Genomic DNA, 15119 nt, shown 5'->3' with positions numbered 1-15119 from the left:
GTGGAATCACCATACGTAAGCGAGGACTTCCCCACCTACGCCCTTCGCATCGGCCTCGCGGTCCGTGAGGATTCCGGAGGAAGTGGACAGGATCGCAATGCCGAGGCCACCGAGAACGGTGGGCAGCTCGGTCGACTTTGCGTATACGCGAAGTCCCGGCTTTGACACGCGCTTGATCCCCGAGAGTGCGGGGCGGCGGTCCTGGCCAAACTTCAGCGAAATGTTGAGGGTCTCACCGACGCGGGCAGTATCTGCGTTCCACTCGGTGATGTAACCCTCGCGCTTGAGGATGTCAGCAATGCTCTTCTTGAGCTTCGAGCTCGGCATTGCCACTGAATCGTGGTGTGCCTTACTCGCGTTACGCAGACGCGTGAGCATATCTGCGACGGGGTCGGTCATAGTCATGACGCGGTGTTTCCTTTCGCCTGGTTTCGACGCCCCGTACACGGAGCGCCGACCTTTGGTGGAATGCCCACCCGCGGTTGCGGGTGGGCAGGTGGGCTAAACCTACTGGCTGAGCCCTGCGTGGTACGGGAAGCCGAGCGTGCGCAGAAGTGCACGGCCGGATTCGTCGTCCTGCGCGGTCGTAACAACAGTGATGTCCATACCGCGGGGGCGGTCGATCTTATCAGGATCGATCTCGTGGAACATCACCTGTTCGGTGAGACCGAAGGTGTAGTTACCCTGGCCGTCGAACTGCTTGTCCGAGAGTCCGCGGAAGTCGCGGATGCGGGGCAGTGCGAGCGAGAGCAGGCGGTCGAGGAACTCCCACATGCGGTCGCCGCGCAGCGTGACGTGAGCGCCAATGGGCTGGCCCTCACGAAGCTTGAACTGTGCGATCGACTTGCGTGCGCGAGTGACCTTTGGCTTCTGACCGGTGATGAGGGTGAGGTCGTTGATTGCACCCTCAATCAGCTTGCCATCCTGCGCGGCGCGACCAACACCCATGTTCACTACGATCTTTTCGAGGGTAGGAACCTGGTTGATGTTCTTGACGCCGAGCTCTTCCTGGAGCTTCGCCTTGATTTCCTCGCGGTACTTCACCTTGAGTCGGGGCTGGATTTTGCCAGCTCCCGTGGCAGTGTCAGTCATGCGCTACTCGCTGTCCTTTGCATCGGCCTTCTTAGCGGAGGCCTTCTTGGTGGTCTTCTTCTCTGCCTTTTCGGCAGGCTTAGCTGCGCGGCGCGAAGGCTTGAAGACGCGGGTACGTACCGTTTTGCTGACGCCGTCCCGGTCTTCAACTTCTTCCTTGATTCCGGTGCGTGCGCCGCGGCCGGTCTCAGGGTCGACGAGGGCAACGTTCGAAACGTGGATGGGTGCTTCCACGGTCTCGCGGCCACCGGTCTTCGTGCCGCGCTGGGTCTGACCCTCGCGCACGTGCTTGGTGACGTAGTTGACGCCTTCAACGATCACGCGCTGCTCGGCAACGAGTACTTCGAGTACCTTGCCCTGCTTGCCGCGGTCGCCGCCTCGGTCCTGCGAGGTGCCCGTGATGACCTCTACAAGGTCGTCCTTGCGAATCTTCGCCATGGTTAGAGCACCTCCGGAGCGAGCGAAATAATCTTCATGAACCGCTTGTCACGCAGCTCACGGCCCACTGGGCCGAAGATGCGGGTACCGCGGGGGTCGCCGTCAGTCTTCAGAATGACGGCTGCGTTCTCGTCGAACTTAATGTACGAACCGTCAACGCGGCGGGTGGGCTTCTTCGTGCGAACGATGACAGCCTTTACGATGTCACCCTTCTTCACGTTGCCACCGGGGATTGCGTCCTTGACCGTTGCGACGATGGTGTCACCGAGGCCGGCGTAGCGACGACCCGATCCTCCGAGCACGCGGATGGTGAGCAGCTCCTTGGCGCCTGAGTTATCGGCGACACGGAGTCGGGATTCCTGCTGAATCATGTGTCAGTCTCCTTGGCTGTGTACAGCGAAGTGGCCGAGGGCCTACTTCGCCTTCTCGAGGATCTCGACCAGCCGCCAGCGCTTGGTGGCGCTGAGGGGACGGGTCTCTGCGATGCGGACGAGGTCGCCGATACCGGCGGTGTTGTTCTCGTCGTGCACCTTGATCTTGGTGGAGCGTCGAATCACCTTGCCGTAAAGGGGGTGCTTCACGCGGTCCTCAACCATGACGACGATGGTCTTTTCCATCTTGTCGCTGGTGACGTAGCCACGGCGGGTCTTGCGGTAGTTGCGCTGAAGCGTCTCGCCGGTGACCTCAGCTGCAGCCGAGTTAGTTGTGGTGTCAGCCATTAGTTGGTCTCCTCGTTAGTCGCAGCGGCCTCTGCCTTCTTGCCGCGAGTCTTCTTCGCAGGCTTTTCGGCGGGGGTCGGAGTCGCACGGATACCGAGCTCGCGCTCACGGAGCACCGTGTAGATGCGAGCGATGTCACGCTTGACGGCGCGGATGCGTCCACGCTCTTCGGCCTGGCCGGTTGCGGCCTGGAAGCGCAGGTTGAACAGCTCTTCCTTGGCCTTCTTCAGCTCGTCTGCAAGACGGCCGTTCTCCATTGTGTCGAGCTCGTTAATGGCGAGCTCTTTCGATCCAATCGCCATGTCTTACTCGCCTTCCTCACGGGTAATGATGCGTGCCTTGAGTGGCAGCTTGTGAATTGCACGGGTGAGTGCTTCACGAGCCAGTTCCTCATCAATACCGCCGACCTCGAAGAGGACACGGCCGGGCTTGATGTTGGCAACCCACCACTCGGGGGAACCCTTACCGGAACCCATGCGGGTTTCAGCGGGCTTCTTGGTGAGCGGGCGGTCCGGGAATACGTTGATCCAGACCTTTCCACCACGCTTGATGTGACGGGTCATGGCAATACGTGCAGCCTCGATCTGACGGTTGGTCAGGTAGGCCGGGGTCAGCGCCTGGATGCCGTACTCACCGAACGACACCTTGGTGCCACCGGTAGCCTGGCCGGAACGACCCGGGTGGTGCTGCTTACGGTGCTTTACTCGACGTGGAATCAGCATTCTTAGCCCTCCGCTCCCGCGGCAACCTGCTCGTTACGACGGTTGCGGCGCGGACGGTCGCCGCGGTTGTCGCGCGACGACTTCTGATTGGCCTGCTCGCGAGCAAGCTCCTTATTGGTCAGGTCACCCTTGTAGATCCACACCTTGACACCGATGCGACCGTAAGTGGTCTTCGCTTCATAGAAGCCGTAGTCGATGTTGGCGCGAAGGGTGTGCAGGGGCACGCGGCCCTCGCGGTAGAACTCCGAGCGGCTCATTTCAGCACCGCCGAGACGGCCCGACACCTGGATACGAATACCCTTGGCGCCAGCGCGCTGTGCTCCCTGGAGGCCCTTACGCATTGCGCGGCGGAATGCCACACGTGCGGCGAGCTGCTCTGCGATTCCCTGAGCGACGAGCTGTGCTTCCTGGTCGGGGTTCTTCACCTCGAGGATGTTCAGCTGGATCTGCTTACCGGTGCGCTTCTCGAGCTCGGTACGGATGCGCTCTGCTTCGGCACCACGGCGACCGATCACGATGCCCGGGCGGGCGGTGTGAATGTCGACGCGGACGCGGTCACGGGTGCGCTCGATTTCGATGTACGAGATACCAGCGCGGTCGAGCGACTCGGTGAGGAAGCTCCGGATTTGGATGTCTTCCTTGACGTAGTCGGCGTAGCGCTGACCCGGCTTCGTGGAGTCCGCGTACCAACGCGACCGGTGGTCGGTGGTGATACCGAGGCGGAAACCGTACGGATTGATTTTCTGGCCCATTAGTTCGCCGCCTCCTGCTCAACAGCGTCAACCGCGGGGGTCGACACCACTACGGTGATGTGGCTGGTGCGCTTGTTGATGCGTCCTGCACGGCCCTGGGCACGCGGACGGAAGCGCTTCAGCGTTGCTCCCTCGTCTACGAACACGGTGCTGACGTACAGGTCGCGCTCATCGAGGTACTCATTGTCATTGTCTGCTTTGACTCGCGCGTTCGCGATTGCCGAAGCAACGGCCTTGTATACAGGCTCTGACGCACCCTGGGGTGCAAACTTCAGAATGGCTAGCGCTTCAAGCGCCTGCTTACCGCGGATCAGGTCGACGACGCGGCGAGCCTTCTGAGGGGTAACGCGGATGTGTCGCGCGCGGGCGATCGACTCCACCATAATTTCCTCCTTCTAGCCACCGCGTTAGCGGCGGCGACCCTTCTTGTCGTCCTTCTCGTGACCGCGGAAGGTGCGGGTCGGCGCAAATTCGCCGAGCTTGTGGCCAATCATCGATTCGGTGACGAACACCGGGATGTGCTTGCGACCATCGTGAACCGCGATGGTGTGACCGAGCATGTCGGGCACAATCATCGAGCGGCGTGACCAGGTCTTGATGACGTTGTTCGAACCGGCTTCGTTCTGCTTAAGCACCTTCTGTAGCAGGTGCTCGTCTACGAAGGGGCCCTTCTTAAGACTGCGAGGCATCTTCTTGAACTCCTACTACTTGCGCTTCTTGCCGGACGGACGGCGGCGGACGATGTACTTGTCAGACTCGAGGTTCGGCTTGCGAGTGCGGCCTTCCTTCTGGCCCCACGGGCTGACGGGGTGACGACCACCGGATGTGCGGCCCTCACCACCACCGTGTGGGTGGTCGACCGGGTTCATCACGACACCGCGGACGGTTGGGCGAACGCCCTTCCAACGCTTGCGGCCGGCCTTACCGAGGTCGATGTTGGCCTGCTCGGCATTACCGACTTCACCAACGGTGGCGCGGCAGCGTGCATCCACGTTGCGGACCTCACCCGAGGGCAGACGGAGCTGTGCGTAGGGGCCGTCCTTAGCAACGAGACGTACCGAAGCACCGGCCGAACGTGCCATCTTGGCACCGCCACCGGGGCGGAGCTCAACGGCGTGCACAACGGTACCCGTGGGGATGTTGCGCAGCGGCAGGTTGTTGCCCGGCTTGATGTCGGCCTGTGCGCCCGACTCCACGATGTCGCCCTGCTTGAGGCGGTTTGGCGCGAGGATGTAACGCTTGGTGCCGTCCACGAAGTGCAGCAGCGCGATGCGCGCGGTGCGGTTCGGGTCGTACTCAATGTGTGCAACCTTCGCGTTCACGCCGTCTTTGTCGTTACGGGTGAAGTCGATGACACGGTACTGACGCTTGTGGCCACCGCCGATGTGGCGGGTGGTGATGCGTCCCTGGTTGTTGCGGCCACCGGTCTTGGGAAGTGGCTTGAGCAGCGACTTCTCCGGGGTCTTGCGGGTGATCTCGGTGAATTCCGAAACCGAACCGGCGCGGCGACCAGGGGTCGTGGGCTTAAAATTGCGAATCGCCATTATTTATCTCAGTCCTCCGGTTAGCCGACGTTCGTGAAGATGTCGATGGTGCCGGACTTCAGGGTGACGATGGCGCGCTTGATGTCTTTGCGCTTGCCAGTACCGAAGCGGGTACGACGCGTCTTGCCCTGTCGGTTCATGATGTTTACGCGTGCGACGTCGACGTTGAAGATCTGCTCAATAGCGAACTTCACCTCGGCGCGGTTCGACTCGGGTGCCACCTCGAAGGTGTACTGACCCTGGTCGATGAGTGCATAGCTCTTCTCCGAGATCACCGGGCGGATGATGACATCGCGCGGGTCCTTGTTGATGGCGCTCATGCCTGCAACTCCTTGCTGGTCTTGGACTCAACGAAGCCGTCGAAGGCATCCTTGAGGAATACAACGTCGTCCGCGTTCAGCACGTCGTAGGCGTTGAGCTGGTCCTGGGTGAGCACGTGTGCGTACTCAACGTTGCGGACTGACTTGCGGGTGATCTGGTCATCCTGGCCAACGACAACGAGGACATTGCGGCCCTGCGCTGCGGTACGGAATGCGGTGATCGCGCTGCGGGTCGAGGGGACGTCACCCGAGACGAGCTCGGTGAAGACGTGGATCTGGCCGTTGCGTGCGCGGTCCGAGAGAGTCTGCAGGAGTGCTGCAGCAATCATCTTCTTGGGGGTGCGCTGCGCGTAGTTGCGGGGCGTGGGGCCGTGGACGATACCACCGCCGCGGTGCTGCGGCATGCGGATCGAACCCTGACGGGCGTTACCGGTGCCCTTCTGCTTGAACGGCTTGCGGCCGGCGCCCGAGCGCTCGCCGCGGTTCTTGGTCTTGTGGGTTCCCTGGCGGGCAGCAGCCTGCTGGGCGACAACAACCTGGTGGATCAGGGCGACGTTGGCTTCGAGACCGAAGATCGACTCGGGAAGCTCAACGGTGCCGGACTTCTTGCCGGTTGCGTCGAGGACGTCAATGGTGTTGGCAGCCATTTGGCTAGGCCCCCTTCACTGCGTTGCGGACGAATACGAGTCGACCCTTGGCGCCGGGAACGGCACCCTTGATCAGGAGCAGGTTGCGCTCGACGTCAACGCCGTGAACCGTGAGGTTCTGGACGGTAACGCGGTCGCCACCCATGCGGCCGGCCATGCGCGTGCCCTTGAAGACACGGCTGGGGGTCGCGGATGCACCGATCGAACCGGGCTTACGGTGGTTCTTGTGCTGACCGTGCGATGCGCCCACACCCTTGAAGTTGTGGCGCTTCATGGTTCCAGCGAAACCCTTACCCTTCGAGGTACCAACGACGTCGACCAGCTGGCCGGCTTCGAAGAGCTCGACGGTAAGTTCCTGGCCGAGCTCGTAGTCCGAAGCATCGGCGGTACGGATCTCGGTGAGGTGGCGACGCGGGGTGACACCGGCAGCCTTGAAGTGACCGGCAGCGGGCTGGTTCACCTTGCGGGGGTCGATGGCGCCGGCAGCGATCTGGATCGCTTCGTAGCCGTTCTTTTCGTTGTTCAGGATCTGCGTGACAACGTTCGGGCTCACCTGGATGACGGTGACGGGGATCATCCGGTTTTCGGAGTCCCACTGCTGGGTCATGCCCAGCTTGGTGCCGAGCAGCCCCTTGTAGGTCTTAGTAGCGGTAGGCATGAGTTCCTCTAGAGCTTGATCTCGATGTTGACGTCTGCCGGAAGGTCGAGACGCATGAGCGAGTCGACAGCCTTCGGCGTGGGGTCGACGATGTCGATCAGACGCTTGTGGGTGCGCTTCTCAAACTGCTCGCGGCTGTCCTTGTACTTGTGGGGCGAACGGATAACCGTTACCACGTTCTTCTCCGTCGGCAGCGGGACGGGCCCGATGACGGATGCACCAGCGCGCGTTACGGTGTCGACGATTTTGCGCGCGGAGTTATCGATGACCTCGTGGTCATACGACTTCAGTCGGATGCGGATCTTTTGTCCCGCCATGTCCTACTCCTAATTCGTTGGGGCTGTTAACTGGCCTCACATGCATTACCCGGACTGCGCTAGCAGTTTTGGCGTGCACCACTGTTTTTCTGTCAAGTTCACCGGCCCGTAAGCGCGTACGCTCAGGCTGATGTACGGCATCATTGGACAAGGCCCGTGGGCCTTCCCCGGTGATACCGGAGCCGTGCTCTGCTGCCGGAGGAAGTACCTGCTCCGCAGAGGCGGGCGATACATCACAATCGCGACAGTGATTCGAGCGCCTGCCTAAAAGCGCGCTCGAAATGTTGAACTATGCAAGTGTAGACCGCGAGTTGAAGTTCGTGCAACCCGGGCGTGTCGGAATTTTCTCAATTCCTTTGGGGAGCGCATTTTCCTATGCTCCCCCATGCAAGGCTCGACTACTTTAACGCCTACTCTTCGGTCCGCACTACCCCGGTGGGCAGTTCTTCAGCTTCATCGAAGGCCAAATCAGGCGTCGGGCGGCGGAACATTCGCGTGAGCCACGTGAGGTACAGCACGCCCACACCGGCCCAGATGAGCCCCACCGTCATCGCGAGCTGGTCGAGGCTCACCCACAGCGCAGCATTAATAAGGAATCCGATCGCAGGCACCACTGTCCAAGTGAGTACCGATGCTCGACCGCCGGTGCCCACGACGTGCTCCGTACCACGGTGCCGTAGCCAGAACGCGATCACCGAGAGGTTGACGAATGCGAATGCGGTGAAGGCGCCGAAGTTGATCAGCGACGTCGCGGCATTCAAATCGAGACCGAGCGCGACGAGCGAGATGACGGCGATCAGCACGATATTGAACACTGGCGTGCCGAGTTTCGGGTGTACGTATCCGAATAGCTTGCGCGCGAGGATGCCGTCGCGCCCCATGGCATAGAGCAGGCGGGATGCGCTGAGCTGCGATGCGAGACCGGAGGACAATACCGAGATGGTCGCTCCGGCAAGGAAGATCGTCTGAAAGACAATGCCACCGATGGCGAGCGCGATATAAGGGGAAGCGCCTTCGATGTCATCCGCGATGGCCTGCAAGGATTCGAGGTCGGGCACGAAGGTCTGCATGATGTAGGTAATCGCTACGAAGAAGGCTGCGCCCAGCCCCGCGATCCACATGATTGCCCGTGGCACTGTGCGACGCGGGTCGACGGTCTCTTCCGACAGCGTGGTCACCGCATCGAAGCCGAGGAATGCCAGCGCGAGCACCGAGGCGCCGCCGATGAGGCTCAGCATGTCGGCCGATACCGAGTAGAACGGCGCAAAGGTAAAACTGAGCAGGTCGTCGGCGAGGATCGCCTGCACTGCCAGCACTGCAAACACGATGGCAAGTAGGGCTTGGAAAACGACCATGATCATGTTTGCCGAGGCGCTCACGCGCACGCCAATGATGTTCAGCGCGGTGATGATCACGAGTAGCCCGACGATCCACAACCAACCCGGCACATCCGGGAACTGTGCCGAGAGGTAGATCTTCGCGAGTAGCGCGTTGATCATCGGCAGGAAGAGGTAGTCGAGTAGCGCGACCCAGCCGACGAGGAAGCCAACCGGCGCCGACATGGTGCGTCGCGCGTAAGTATAGGCAGAACCGGCCGAGGGATAGACGCGCACCATCTTCGCGTAGCTGAAGGCGGTAAAGAGCACCGCAATCGTGATGATGATGTACGACATCGGCACGTGCCCGCGAGTGATTTCGGAGACGATGCCGAAGGTGTCGAACACGGCGAACGGTGACATATAGGCCAGTCCGATAAAGACGACGTGGCGCTGTTTGAGGCTGCGGCGAGGGGTCGCCGGTGCGGTGGAAGTCATGAGTTACGTCCTTGTAAATCCTGATGGGGTGTTGATGCGTCGGTGCAGCGGTGTGGTGCTCTGGCGCGGGGTGAGTCGACGCGGTGTGAGCCGACGCTGTGGCGGTGGCGCGGGGTGAGCCGAGCCCCTAGAGCCGAGGCGTGCGCGGTGGCTCGGTGCGGCGACTGCCCGTGGCTTCGAACGCGAGCCCGAGCGCAAGCACCGCCGAGTCGTCGTAGGCACGACCGGCGATGGTGAGCCCCACGGGCATGGCAATATCCGTGAGCGTGCCCATCGGAACGGTGACCGTGGGAACCCCAAGGTGACGCGGCACGAGGTTGCCGTTGGCAACCCAGACACCGTTGCGCCAGCCCGCTTCCGCCGATTCCGGGTTGACGTCCATGTCAGCCCGACCGATATCGGCCATCGTGGGAAAGACAACGGCGTCGAGTCCGAGGTCGTCCATCCACTCTTCGAGATCGACGCGGCGCGTCTCCTCGAGACCGCGGGCGCCCTCCTCGAGGTGCGGGATGTCGGTGAATTGCTCATAAGGATGCTCGCGCACCTGAGCCGGGTAGGTCGCAATATCGTCGTCGAATCCGGTATAGCGGTCAGGCAGTGCGCCTGCCGGCGCCGGGAAGATCTCCGCACCGTTTACTCCCGCGAGCGAAGGGATGCGCGAATCACCGTTGGCGCGAAGGAAGTCGTCCCAGAACCAGGCCGAGAGATCGATGATCTCGCGGCGCAAGAACTCGGGTGAGACAAGCCCTCGTGTGGCAAGCGTCGGTGCGCCGGCACGGTCGCCCTCGTAATTCGAGACCACCGGGAAGTCGACTTCGATAACCTCGGCACCCGCAGCTTCGAGGTCGCGGCGTGCCTCCTCCCACAGCTGGATGACTGAGTCGCGGGTCTCGATACGCCTCCCGGTGGGGCCACCGATCGTGGTGCCGGTGCCCGCATCCGGGTCGGCGTTGATGTACATCCGCGGCACGCCCAGTCGCTTGCCGCGCAAGTCGGCTGACTCGAGGGCGGTGTACGACTCGGGACGAACCTCGGAGGCCTGCGGCACCGCAACCCACGGCTGAGCGCGCCAGAAGTCACCGCGGGTATCCGGGTCATCGGCAACGATGACCTCGAGCACCTCGAGGAGGTCCGCCATCGTGCGCGTGTGCGGCACGACGACATCCATCGTTGGCACGAGCGACCAGTTGCCGCGCACGGAAATCACGCCGCGGCTCGGGGTGTATGCACAGAGCGCGTTGCAGGATGCGGGGGCCCGGCCACTCGACCAGGTTTCCTCCCCCAGTCCAAATGCCGCGAAGCTTGCCGCGGTTGCGGTGCCGGATCCGTTTGAGGAACCGGAGGCAAATGCGCTGGTGAGCCATTCGGCACTGTACGGACTTTCTGCTCGACCGTAGACGCCGCGCTGCATCCCGCCATTCGCCATCGGCGGCATATTCGTGAGCCCCAGGCAAATCGCACCACCCGCGCGAAGTCGCTCGATCGTAAACGCGTCGCGTTGCGCGACAAGCTCCGCGAACGCGGGTGAACCGGCGGCAGCGGTGAGGCCTTCGACGAGGTAGCTGTCCTTCGCCGTATAAGGGATGCCGTCCAGCGGTCCGAGCACCTCCCCAGCCTCACGACGCGCATCGGCGGCCTCGGCTTCCGCGAGCGCCGCGGGATTTCGCACGATCACGGAGTTCAACGCGGTTTCGGTTTTGGGCCCGTCGTAGGCGTCGATGCGCGCGAGGTAGGCACGCACGAGCTCAACGCTCGTCACGGCGCCTGCTTCGAGTGCGGCTCGGAGGTCGGCGATCGAGGTTTCCACCACGTCGAACGTGTCGTCCGTGCTGCTGGTTACTTCATCTCGCGCCGGATTGCGCGCTGCATCGTTCATTGCGCAGCTCCCGTCACCCGTGGCTGCTGCTGCGTGATGCAGTGAATGCCACCACCGCGATCGAAGATGGGCCGCGCATCCACGGTCACTGCCCGACGACCCGGGTAGGCGCCCTCCAAGATCTCTCTGGCGCGAGCATCCGCTTCATCTTCCCCGAAGCCGCAGACGACGATGCCGTCATTGACCACGAGGTGGTTGAGATAGCTCCAGTCAACGAAGCCTTCGTCGTCGCGCAGCGTCGTCGGTGCGGGGACATCGATCACTTCAAGCTGTCGTCCGGCGGCATCGGTCTCGGCCTGGAGTTGCGCTTTGAGCTCGCGGGTTACCTCGAAGTCGGGATGCGCGGGGTCATTTTGCTGGTGCAACAGCACCTGTCCCGGTGACGCGAAGGCGGCAACGATGTCGACGTGGCCGTTTGTACCGTACTCGTCATAGTCGCGGGTGAGTCCGCGAGGCAGCCAGATCGCTTTTTCAGTTCCGAGGGTGCGGGCCATTTCGGCTTCGACTCGGGGCTTGTCCGCGAAGGGGTTGCGATTCGGGTCGAGCTGTACCGTGTCGGTGAGCAGCACCGTGCCTTCCCCGTCCACGTGGATGCCACCGCCCTCATTCACCAGCACAGAGCTCACGAGCTGTGCGCCAAGGTGTTCCGTGATGATCCGCGCGATCTGGGCGGAGACCTGCCACTCGGCCCAGGCGGGTGCTCCCCAGCCGTTGAAGATCCAGTCGACCGCGCCGAGGACGCCGGGGCGCTGTTCGTCGAGCACGAATGTCGGGCCGAAGTCGCGCATCCAAAATTCATCGAGCGGAGCCTCGAAGATCTCAATCGCCCCGCCGAGCATATTCTTCGCGCGAGTCATCTCAGTCGGATCGACCACCATCGTGACCGGCTCAAACTCGGCAATTGCAAGCGCTGTCTCACTCCACGCGCGGTACGCGGTCTCCTGATACTCGGCACCTTCGCCGAGCGTCTTGCCCGCCCGAGGGAAGGCCATCCAGGTGCGCTCGTGCGCATCCGCTTCGTGTGGCATCTGCCAGGCCATGTCGTCTCCTTTGTCACTGGGTTGCTTGTTGCTGAGTGGCGGCGATCCGGGTTCGAAATCGGAACGTCGCTGTCCCGTGAATTCCATCCTGATTTCAAGTTATTGATCACTCGATCAATAACTATGATCTTACACTGGAGGCACCATGTCAACAGCCCCTTCCCGACCACGCGTCCGCAAGAGTCCCGAACAGCGCTCCGAGGAAATACACGACGCAGCCACTTCCCTGGCGCGCGAAGCGGGCTTATCCGCCCTCACCTTGCGCGCGGTGGCAGCGCGAGCCGGTGTGGCCTCGGGGCTTGTCGCGCATTACGCCAGCAGCATGGATGAGCTGGTCGCACGAACATTCCACGACCTCGTCGGCGCCGAACTTGCCGAAGTCCGTGCCGAAATCGAGAGCGAAGACGGGGCGGCGGCGCGCCTCGCACGGATGATCGCAACGGTGCTGCGCCGGGACCACAACGACATCACACTCGTGTGGGTCGACGCCTGGTCACTCGGCCGCAATAACCCGGCGCTTGCCGCGGCGATTGAGGAACAGATGGCGGCGTGGCAGGACTGCATCACCGAGATCATCCGGCAGGGTCAGGCCGAAGGCATCTTTCGGGTGGATGATGCCGCCGCAGTGGCCTGGCAACTCCTCGCGATGCTCGATGGAATCGCCGCCCACGCCCTGACTCGCGGCACCGATGCAGCGCTCTTCGCAAAGCGATTAGCGCAGGCCTCAGAAACGCTCGTGGGCGCCGAAGCCGAAACGATCGTCAGCTGGCTTGCGTCCTGACCGCATCCTTTCGCCCCTCTTCGATGCGCCCGGGCATCACGCCTCGACGCATCCGAAGACACGAAAAAGGGGCGACCGAAGCCGCCCCTTTTATCGCGAAAACCGCTAGCCGACCGCCTCAGCCGTACAGGACATCCAGATTGCCCTCTTCGCGCAGCTCGAGGTAGCGCTCGGTCGCGGTCTCGAGGAAGATTTCGACCGTCTGGTACGGGCTCACCAGCCAACCGCCGTCTTCCTGGACAACGACGAGGCCGAGCTCGTCAAAGCCGAGCTCTGAATACGGCGCCCAGTCGGTGAGGCACGCCGGCTCCTCCCCCATGATCGAGGCGCAATAGCCGTCCAGTTCGACGCTGTCATCGCCTTCGACGCTGAGTTGGAGCCCGTCGGGAAGAATCATCGTCTTACCGCCATACTCAAATTCCTCAAATCCACCGGAGATTTCAAACTCGAACTCGCCCCATGCAGGCCCGGACGAGCCACCGGACATTTCATCAACAATCGGGAGCAGGAACAGGGATACGAGGGTTCGCTCGGCTTCGGTGAGGGTGCTCACACCGAGTTCGACATCCACGTCGGTCTGCCCGTTGACGAGCGAGACGAATTCCATGAGTCCCTCGGTGAACTGCAGTCCTGCGGCTTCGGGACTGTCGGCCGGTGCCGACTCAAGCACCTCATCCCCGATATTCACGTCAACAGTGCCCGTACCCATGCCGTTGGCAAAGGCTGCCGCAGCGAAATGTGCACCGGTCATGAACTGGCTGATGTACCAGCCATTACCTTCTTTAACGGTCACGATGCCGAACCAGTCGGGCAGCGGTTCCATGTCATCGCCACCGTTGACGAGGTCGTATTCGTAGGGGAACTCGACGTCGAGGTCCTCATCGGTGACTTCGAAGGCGAGCTCAAGTGCTTCTTCCTCACTCATTCCGCTGGAAACTTCAGCTTCGTAGCGCAACCCTCGCGCGAGGTTGACCATTGCTTCTTTGAAGGCTTCTTCGTCGCCGTCGAAGGTGATCACACCCTCGGTGATCGTCACGACTTCAACCCCTTCGACAATCTCTTCCGTTTCGTATTCAAAGTTGTCACGGGATACGTCGATCGCGGCTTCGAGGTCCTCAAGAGATTCGAAGATGGAGGGGATTTCCGAGTCTTCATCGCCACTCGATTTGCCGAGGTCGGCGTCACGAAGCTGCATCGCCGCATCCTGAATAATCGCCCGCTCACTCGGTGCCGTACTCAGCGCGGTGTCGATGATGTTAAAGGATGCGGCCGAGGTCAGGTAGTTCTCGACGGCAGCTTCGGGGCTATTCGCGCCCCCAAATTTGCCAAAGAGTGCGATGCCGCCCCAGGCGAGGAGCCCGATAACCACGACACCGACCACGCCGATAATCCACCACTTTTTGCGGCCCGACTTCTTTTGCGGTGGTTGGCCGCCGGGTGCATAACCCTGACCGTAGGTGGCTGTTGGCGGCTGGCCGTATTGCCCCTGGCTGGGTTGACCCTGGTTGGTCTCGCCCTGACCGGATTGCCCCTGATCGGGATGACTCTGCCCGTACGTGCCTTGGTTGTACGGGCCCTGGTTGTAAGCACCTTGGGCCTCTGCTTGCTGCCCATAAGTACCTTGTCCATAGGTTCCCTGACCGTAAGTGCCCTGGCCCTGGGAGCCCTGTCCCTGGGAGCCTTGGCCGTTGGTCCCTTGTCCGTAGTTGCCTTCGCCTTGGTCGCCCTGGCCATAGTTGCTTTGGCTCTGATTGCCCTGCCCGTAACTCGATTGTCCGGACGTATCCTGCCCGTAGACACCCTGACCCGAAGCATCCTGGCCGTACGAACCTTGGCCGTAAGTGCCACTGCCGTATGCGCCGCCGCCGGACTCGGCGCCGTACTGATCGCCTCCTTGCGATCCGGACTGCCAAGATTGCCCAGACTGTTCGGGGAATCCAGGTTGCTGCGGATTATTCGGGTCGTTGGTCATGGGTCCCCATTTCAGTCAGAATGCGCCGACGATTTCCTGACCTTAGCAACGAAAGGGGGCGCTGCAGGGCCGTTTTATACCCGAGGTGTACGCCTAGGCCTGCTTAATCCACTCAAGGGTGGAGGGGCCGAGTACTGAGACTCGGCCCCTCCACCCTTTTCGCTGCAGCGTAGTGATTAACGCTGCTGGTCGTCCTGCTGACCGCCCTTGTCAAAGAAGCCCGAAGCCTTGTCCGCGGCGCCGTCGATCTGCTCGTCATACTTGTTGCCGGTGGCGTCCTTGGCGCGCTCGCTCGACTTGTCGATGAACTCACCCGCCTGCTCGCCATCGATGTTCTTTGCTGCGTTGGAAATGTTGTCGCCGATGTTGCCGAAATCTGCCATGAATCTGGTTCCTTTCGTCTGTGGCCGACTGACCACTTCTTTGC

General features: G+C 61.9%; 20 protein-coding genes and 1 pseudogene. 1 reads left to right on the top strand and 20 read right to left on the bottom strand.

Annotated features, from left to right (window positions below; genetic code table 11):
• Window positions 1-6 precede the first annotated feature (6 nt).
• From rpsH to ACTHXA_RS11700, 18 genes and pseudogenes are all read right to left on the bottom strand, one after another.
• On the bottom strand, window positions 7-405 hold the full coding sequence (rpsH, locus tag ACTHXA_RS11785; protein ID WP_441672584.1) for a 30S ribosomal protein S8: 399 nt from the start codon (window positions 403-405) through the stop codon (window positions 7-9).
• Window positions 406-507: 102 nt separating this feature from the next.
• Window positions 508-1092, bottom strand: coding sequence for a 50S ribosomal protein L5 (gene rplE / locus ACTHXA_RS11780; protein WP_441672582.1), 585 nt, complete (start codon window positions 1090-1092; stop codon window positions 508-510).
• A 93-nt stretch (window positions 1093-1185) separates the two neighbouring features.
• Window positions 1186-1530: pseudogene (rplX, locus tag ACTHXA_RS11775) on the bottom strand (50S ribosomal protein L24); the annotation flags it as partial.
• A gap of 2 nt (window positions 1531-1532) precedes the next feature.
• On the bottom strand, window positions 1533-1901 hold the full coding sequence (gene rplN, locus ACTHXA_RS11770; protein ID WP_441672580.1) for a 50S ribosomal protein L14: 369 nt from the start codon (window positions 1899-1901) through the stop codon (window positions 1533-1535).
• A gap of 42 nt (window positions 1902-1943) precedes the next feature.
• Complete coding sequence (gene rpsQ, locus ACTHXA_RS11765) at window positions 1944-2249, bottom strand: 30S ribosomal protein S17 (RefSeq protein WP_441672578.1); 306 nt, start codon at window positions 2247-2249, stop codon at window positions 1944-1946.
• A complete protein-coding gene (gene rpmC / locus ACTHXA_RS11760; protein ID WP_441672576.1) occupies window positions 2249-2551 on the bottom strand; it encodes a 50S ribosomal protein L29 in 303 nt (100 codons plus the stop codon). The genes rpsQ and rpmC overlap by 1 nt, the downstream gene beginning before the upstream one ends.
• Window positions 2552-2554: 3 nt before the next feature.
• Entirely contained in the window at window positions 2555-2971 is a 417-nt protein-coding gene (gene rplP, locus ACTHXA_RS11755; protein ID WP_441672574.1) for a 50S ribosomal protein L16, read from the bottom strand.
• A gap of 2 nt (window positions 2972-2973) precedes the next feature.
• Window positions 2974-3723, bottom strand: coding sequence for a 30S ribosomal protein S3 (rpsC, locus tag ACTHXA_RS11750; RefSeq protein ID WP_441672572.1), 750 nt, complete (start codon window positions 3721-3723; stop codon window positions 2974-2976).
• Window positions 3723-4106: a 50S ribosomal protein L22 gene (rplV, locus tag ACTHXA_RS11745; RefSeq protein ID WP_441672570.1), complete on the bottom strand. Its 384-nt coding sequence runs from the start codon at window positions 4104-4106 to the stop codon at window positions 3723-3725. The genes rpsC and rplV overlap by 1 nt, the downstream gene beginning before the upstream one ends.
• A 24-nt stretch (window positions 4107-4130) precedes the next feature.
• Complete coding sequence (gene rpsS, locus ACTHXA_RS11740) at window positions 4131-4412, bottom strand: 30S ribosomal protein S19 (protein WP_026935972.1); 282 nt, start codon at window positions 4410-4412, stop codon at window positions 4131-4133.
• A gap of 15 nt (window positions 4413-4427) precedes the next feature.
• Window positions 4428-5267 (bottom strand): 50S ribosomal protein L2, encoded by an 840-nt coding sequence (gene rplB, locus ACTHXA_RS11735; RefSeq protein WP_441672568.1) that lies wholly within the window; start codon window positions 5265-5267, stop codon window positions 4428-4430.
• A 20-nt stretch (window positions 5268-5287) separates the two neighbouring features.
• Window positions 5288-5587 carry a 50S ribosomal protein L23 gene (gene rplW, locus ACTHXA_RS11730; protein WP_441672566.1) on the bottom strand — a complete coding sequence of 100 codons (300 nt, stop codon included), beginning with the start codon at window positions 5585-5587 and terminating at the stop codon, window positions 5288-5290.
• A complete protein-coding gene (gene rplD, locus ACTHXA_RS11725) occupies window positions 5584-6234 on the bottom strand; it encodes a 50S ribosomal protein L4 (RefSeq protein ID WP_441672564.1) in 651 nt (216 codons plus the stop codon). The genes rplW and rplD overlap by 4 nt, the downstream gene beginning before the upstream one ends.
• Window positions 6235-6238: 4 nt before the next feature.
• Window positions 6239-6892, bottom strand: a complete 654-nt coding sequence (rplC, locus tag ACTHXA_RS11720; protein ID WP_441672562.1) for a 50S ribosomal protein L3 — start codon at window positions 6890-6892, stop codon at window positions 6239-6241.
• A gap of 8 nt (window positions 6893-6900) precedes the next feature.
• Window positions 6901-7209: a 30S ribosomal protein S10 gene (gene rpsJ, locus ACTHXA_RS11715; RefSeq protein WP_026935977.1), complete on the bottom strand. Its 309-nt coding sequence runs from the start codon at window positions 7207-7209 to the stop codon at window positions 6901-6903.
• A gap of 410 nt (window positions 7210-7619) precedes the next feature.
• The gene (locus tag ACTHXA_RS11710; protein ID WP_441672560.1) at window positions 7620-9023 is read right to left on the bottom strand and encodes an APC family permease; all 1404 of its coding nucleotides are present in this window, start codon (window positions 9021-9023) and stop codon (window positions 7620-7622) included.
• A gap of 127 nt (window positions 9024-9150) precedes the next feature.
• Complete coding sequence (locus ACTHXA_RS11705) at window positions 9151-10899, bottom strand: amidase (RefSeq protein ID WP_441672558.1); 1749 nt, start codon at window positions 10897-10899, stop codon at window positions 9151-9153.
• The gene (locus ACTHXA_RS11700; protein WP_441672556.1) at window positions 10896-11939 is read right to left on the bottom strand and encodes an agmatine deiminase family protein; all 1044 of its coding nucleotides are present in this window, start codon (window positions 11937-11939) and stop codon (window positions 10896-10898) included. The genes ACTHXA_RS11705 and ACTHXA_RS11700 overlap by 4 nt, the downstream gene beginning before the upstream one ends.
• 145 nt (window positions 11940-12084) lie before the next feature.
• Here ACTHXA_RS11700 and ACTHXA_RS11695 point away from each other — a divergent pair, with 145 nt between their 5' ends.
• Complete coding sequence (locus ACTHXA_RS11695; protein ID WP_441672554.1) at window positions 12085-12720, top strand: TetR family transcriptional regulator C-terminal domain-containing protein; 636 nt, start codon at window positions 12085-12087, stop codon at window positions 12718-12720.
• A 118-nt stretch (window positions 12721-12838) separates the two neighbouring features.
• Here the strand turns inward: ACTHXA_RS11695 and ACTHXA_RS11690 are convergent, their stop codons facing one another.
• Both ACTHXA_RS11690 and ACTHXA_RS11685 read right to left on the bottom strand, forming a co-directional pair.
• Window positions 12839-14692 (bottom strand): hypothetical protein, encoded by a 1854-nt coding sequence (locus tag ACTHXA_RS11690; protein ID WP_441672552.1) that lies wholly within the window; start codon window positions 14690-14692, stop codon window positions 12839-12841.
• Window positions 14693-14868: 176 nt separating this feature from the next.
• On the bottom strand, window positions 14869-15075 hold the full coding sequence (locus tag ACTHXA_RS11685; protein ID WP_441672550.1) for an Rv0909 family putative TA system antitoxin: 207 nt from the start codon (window positions 15073-15075) through the stop codon (window positions 14869-14871).
• Between the last annotated feature and the right edge of the window lie 44 nt (window positions 15076-15119).

Origin of the sequence: Gulosibacter sp., from assembly GCF_052090685.1 — a bacterium.
Classification (GTDB): Bacteria; Actinomycetota; Actinomycetes; order Actinomycetales; family Microbacteriaceae; genus Gulosibacter.
Note: the sequence above shows the minus strand (reverse complement) of the source record. Positions and strands in the feature narration are given on the sequence as shown.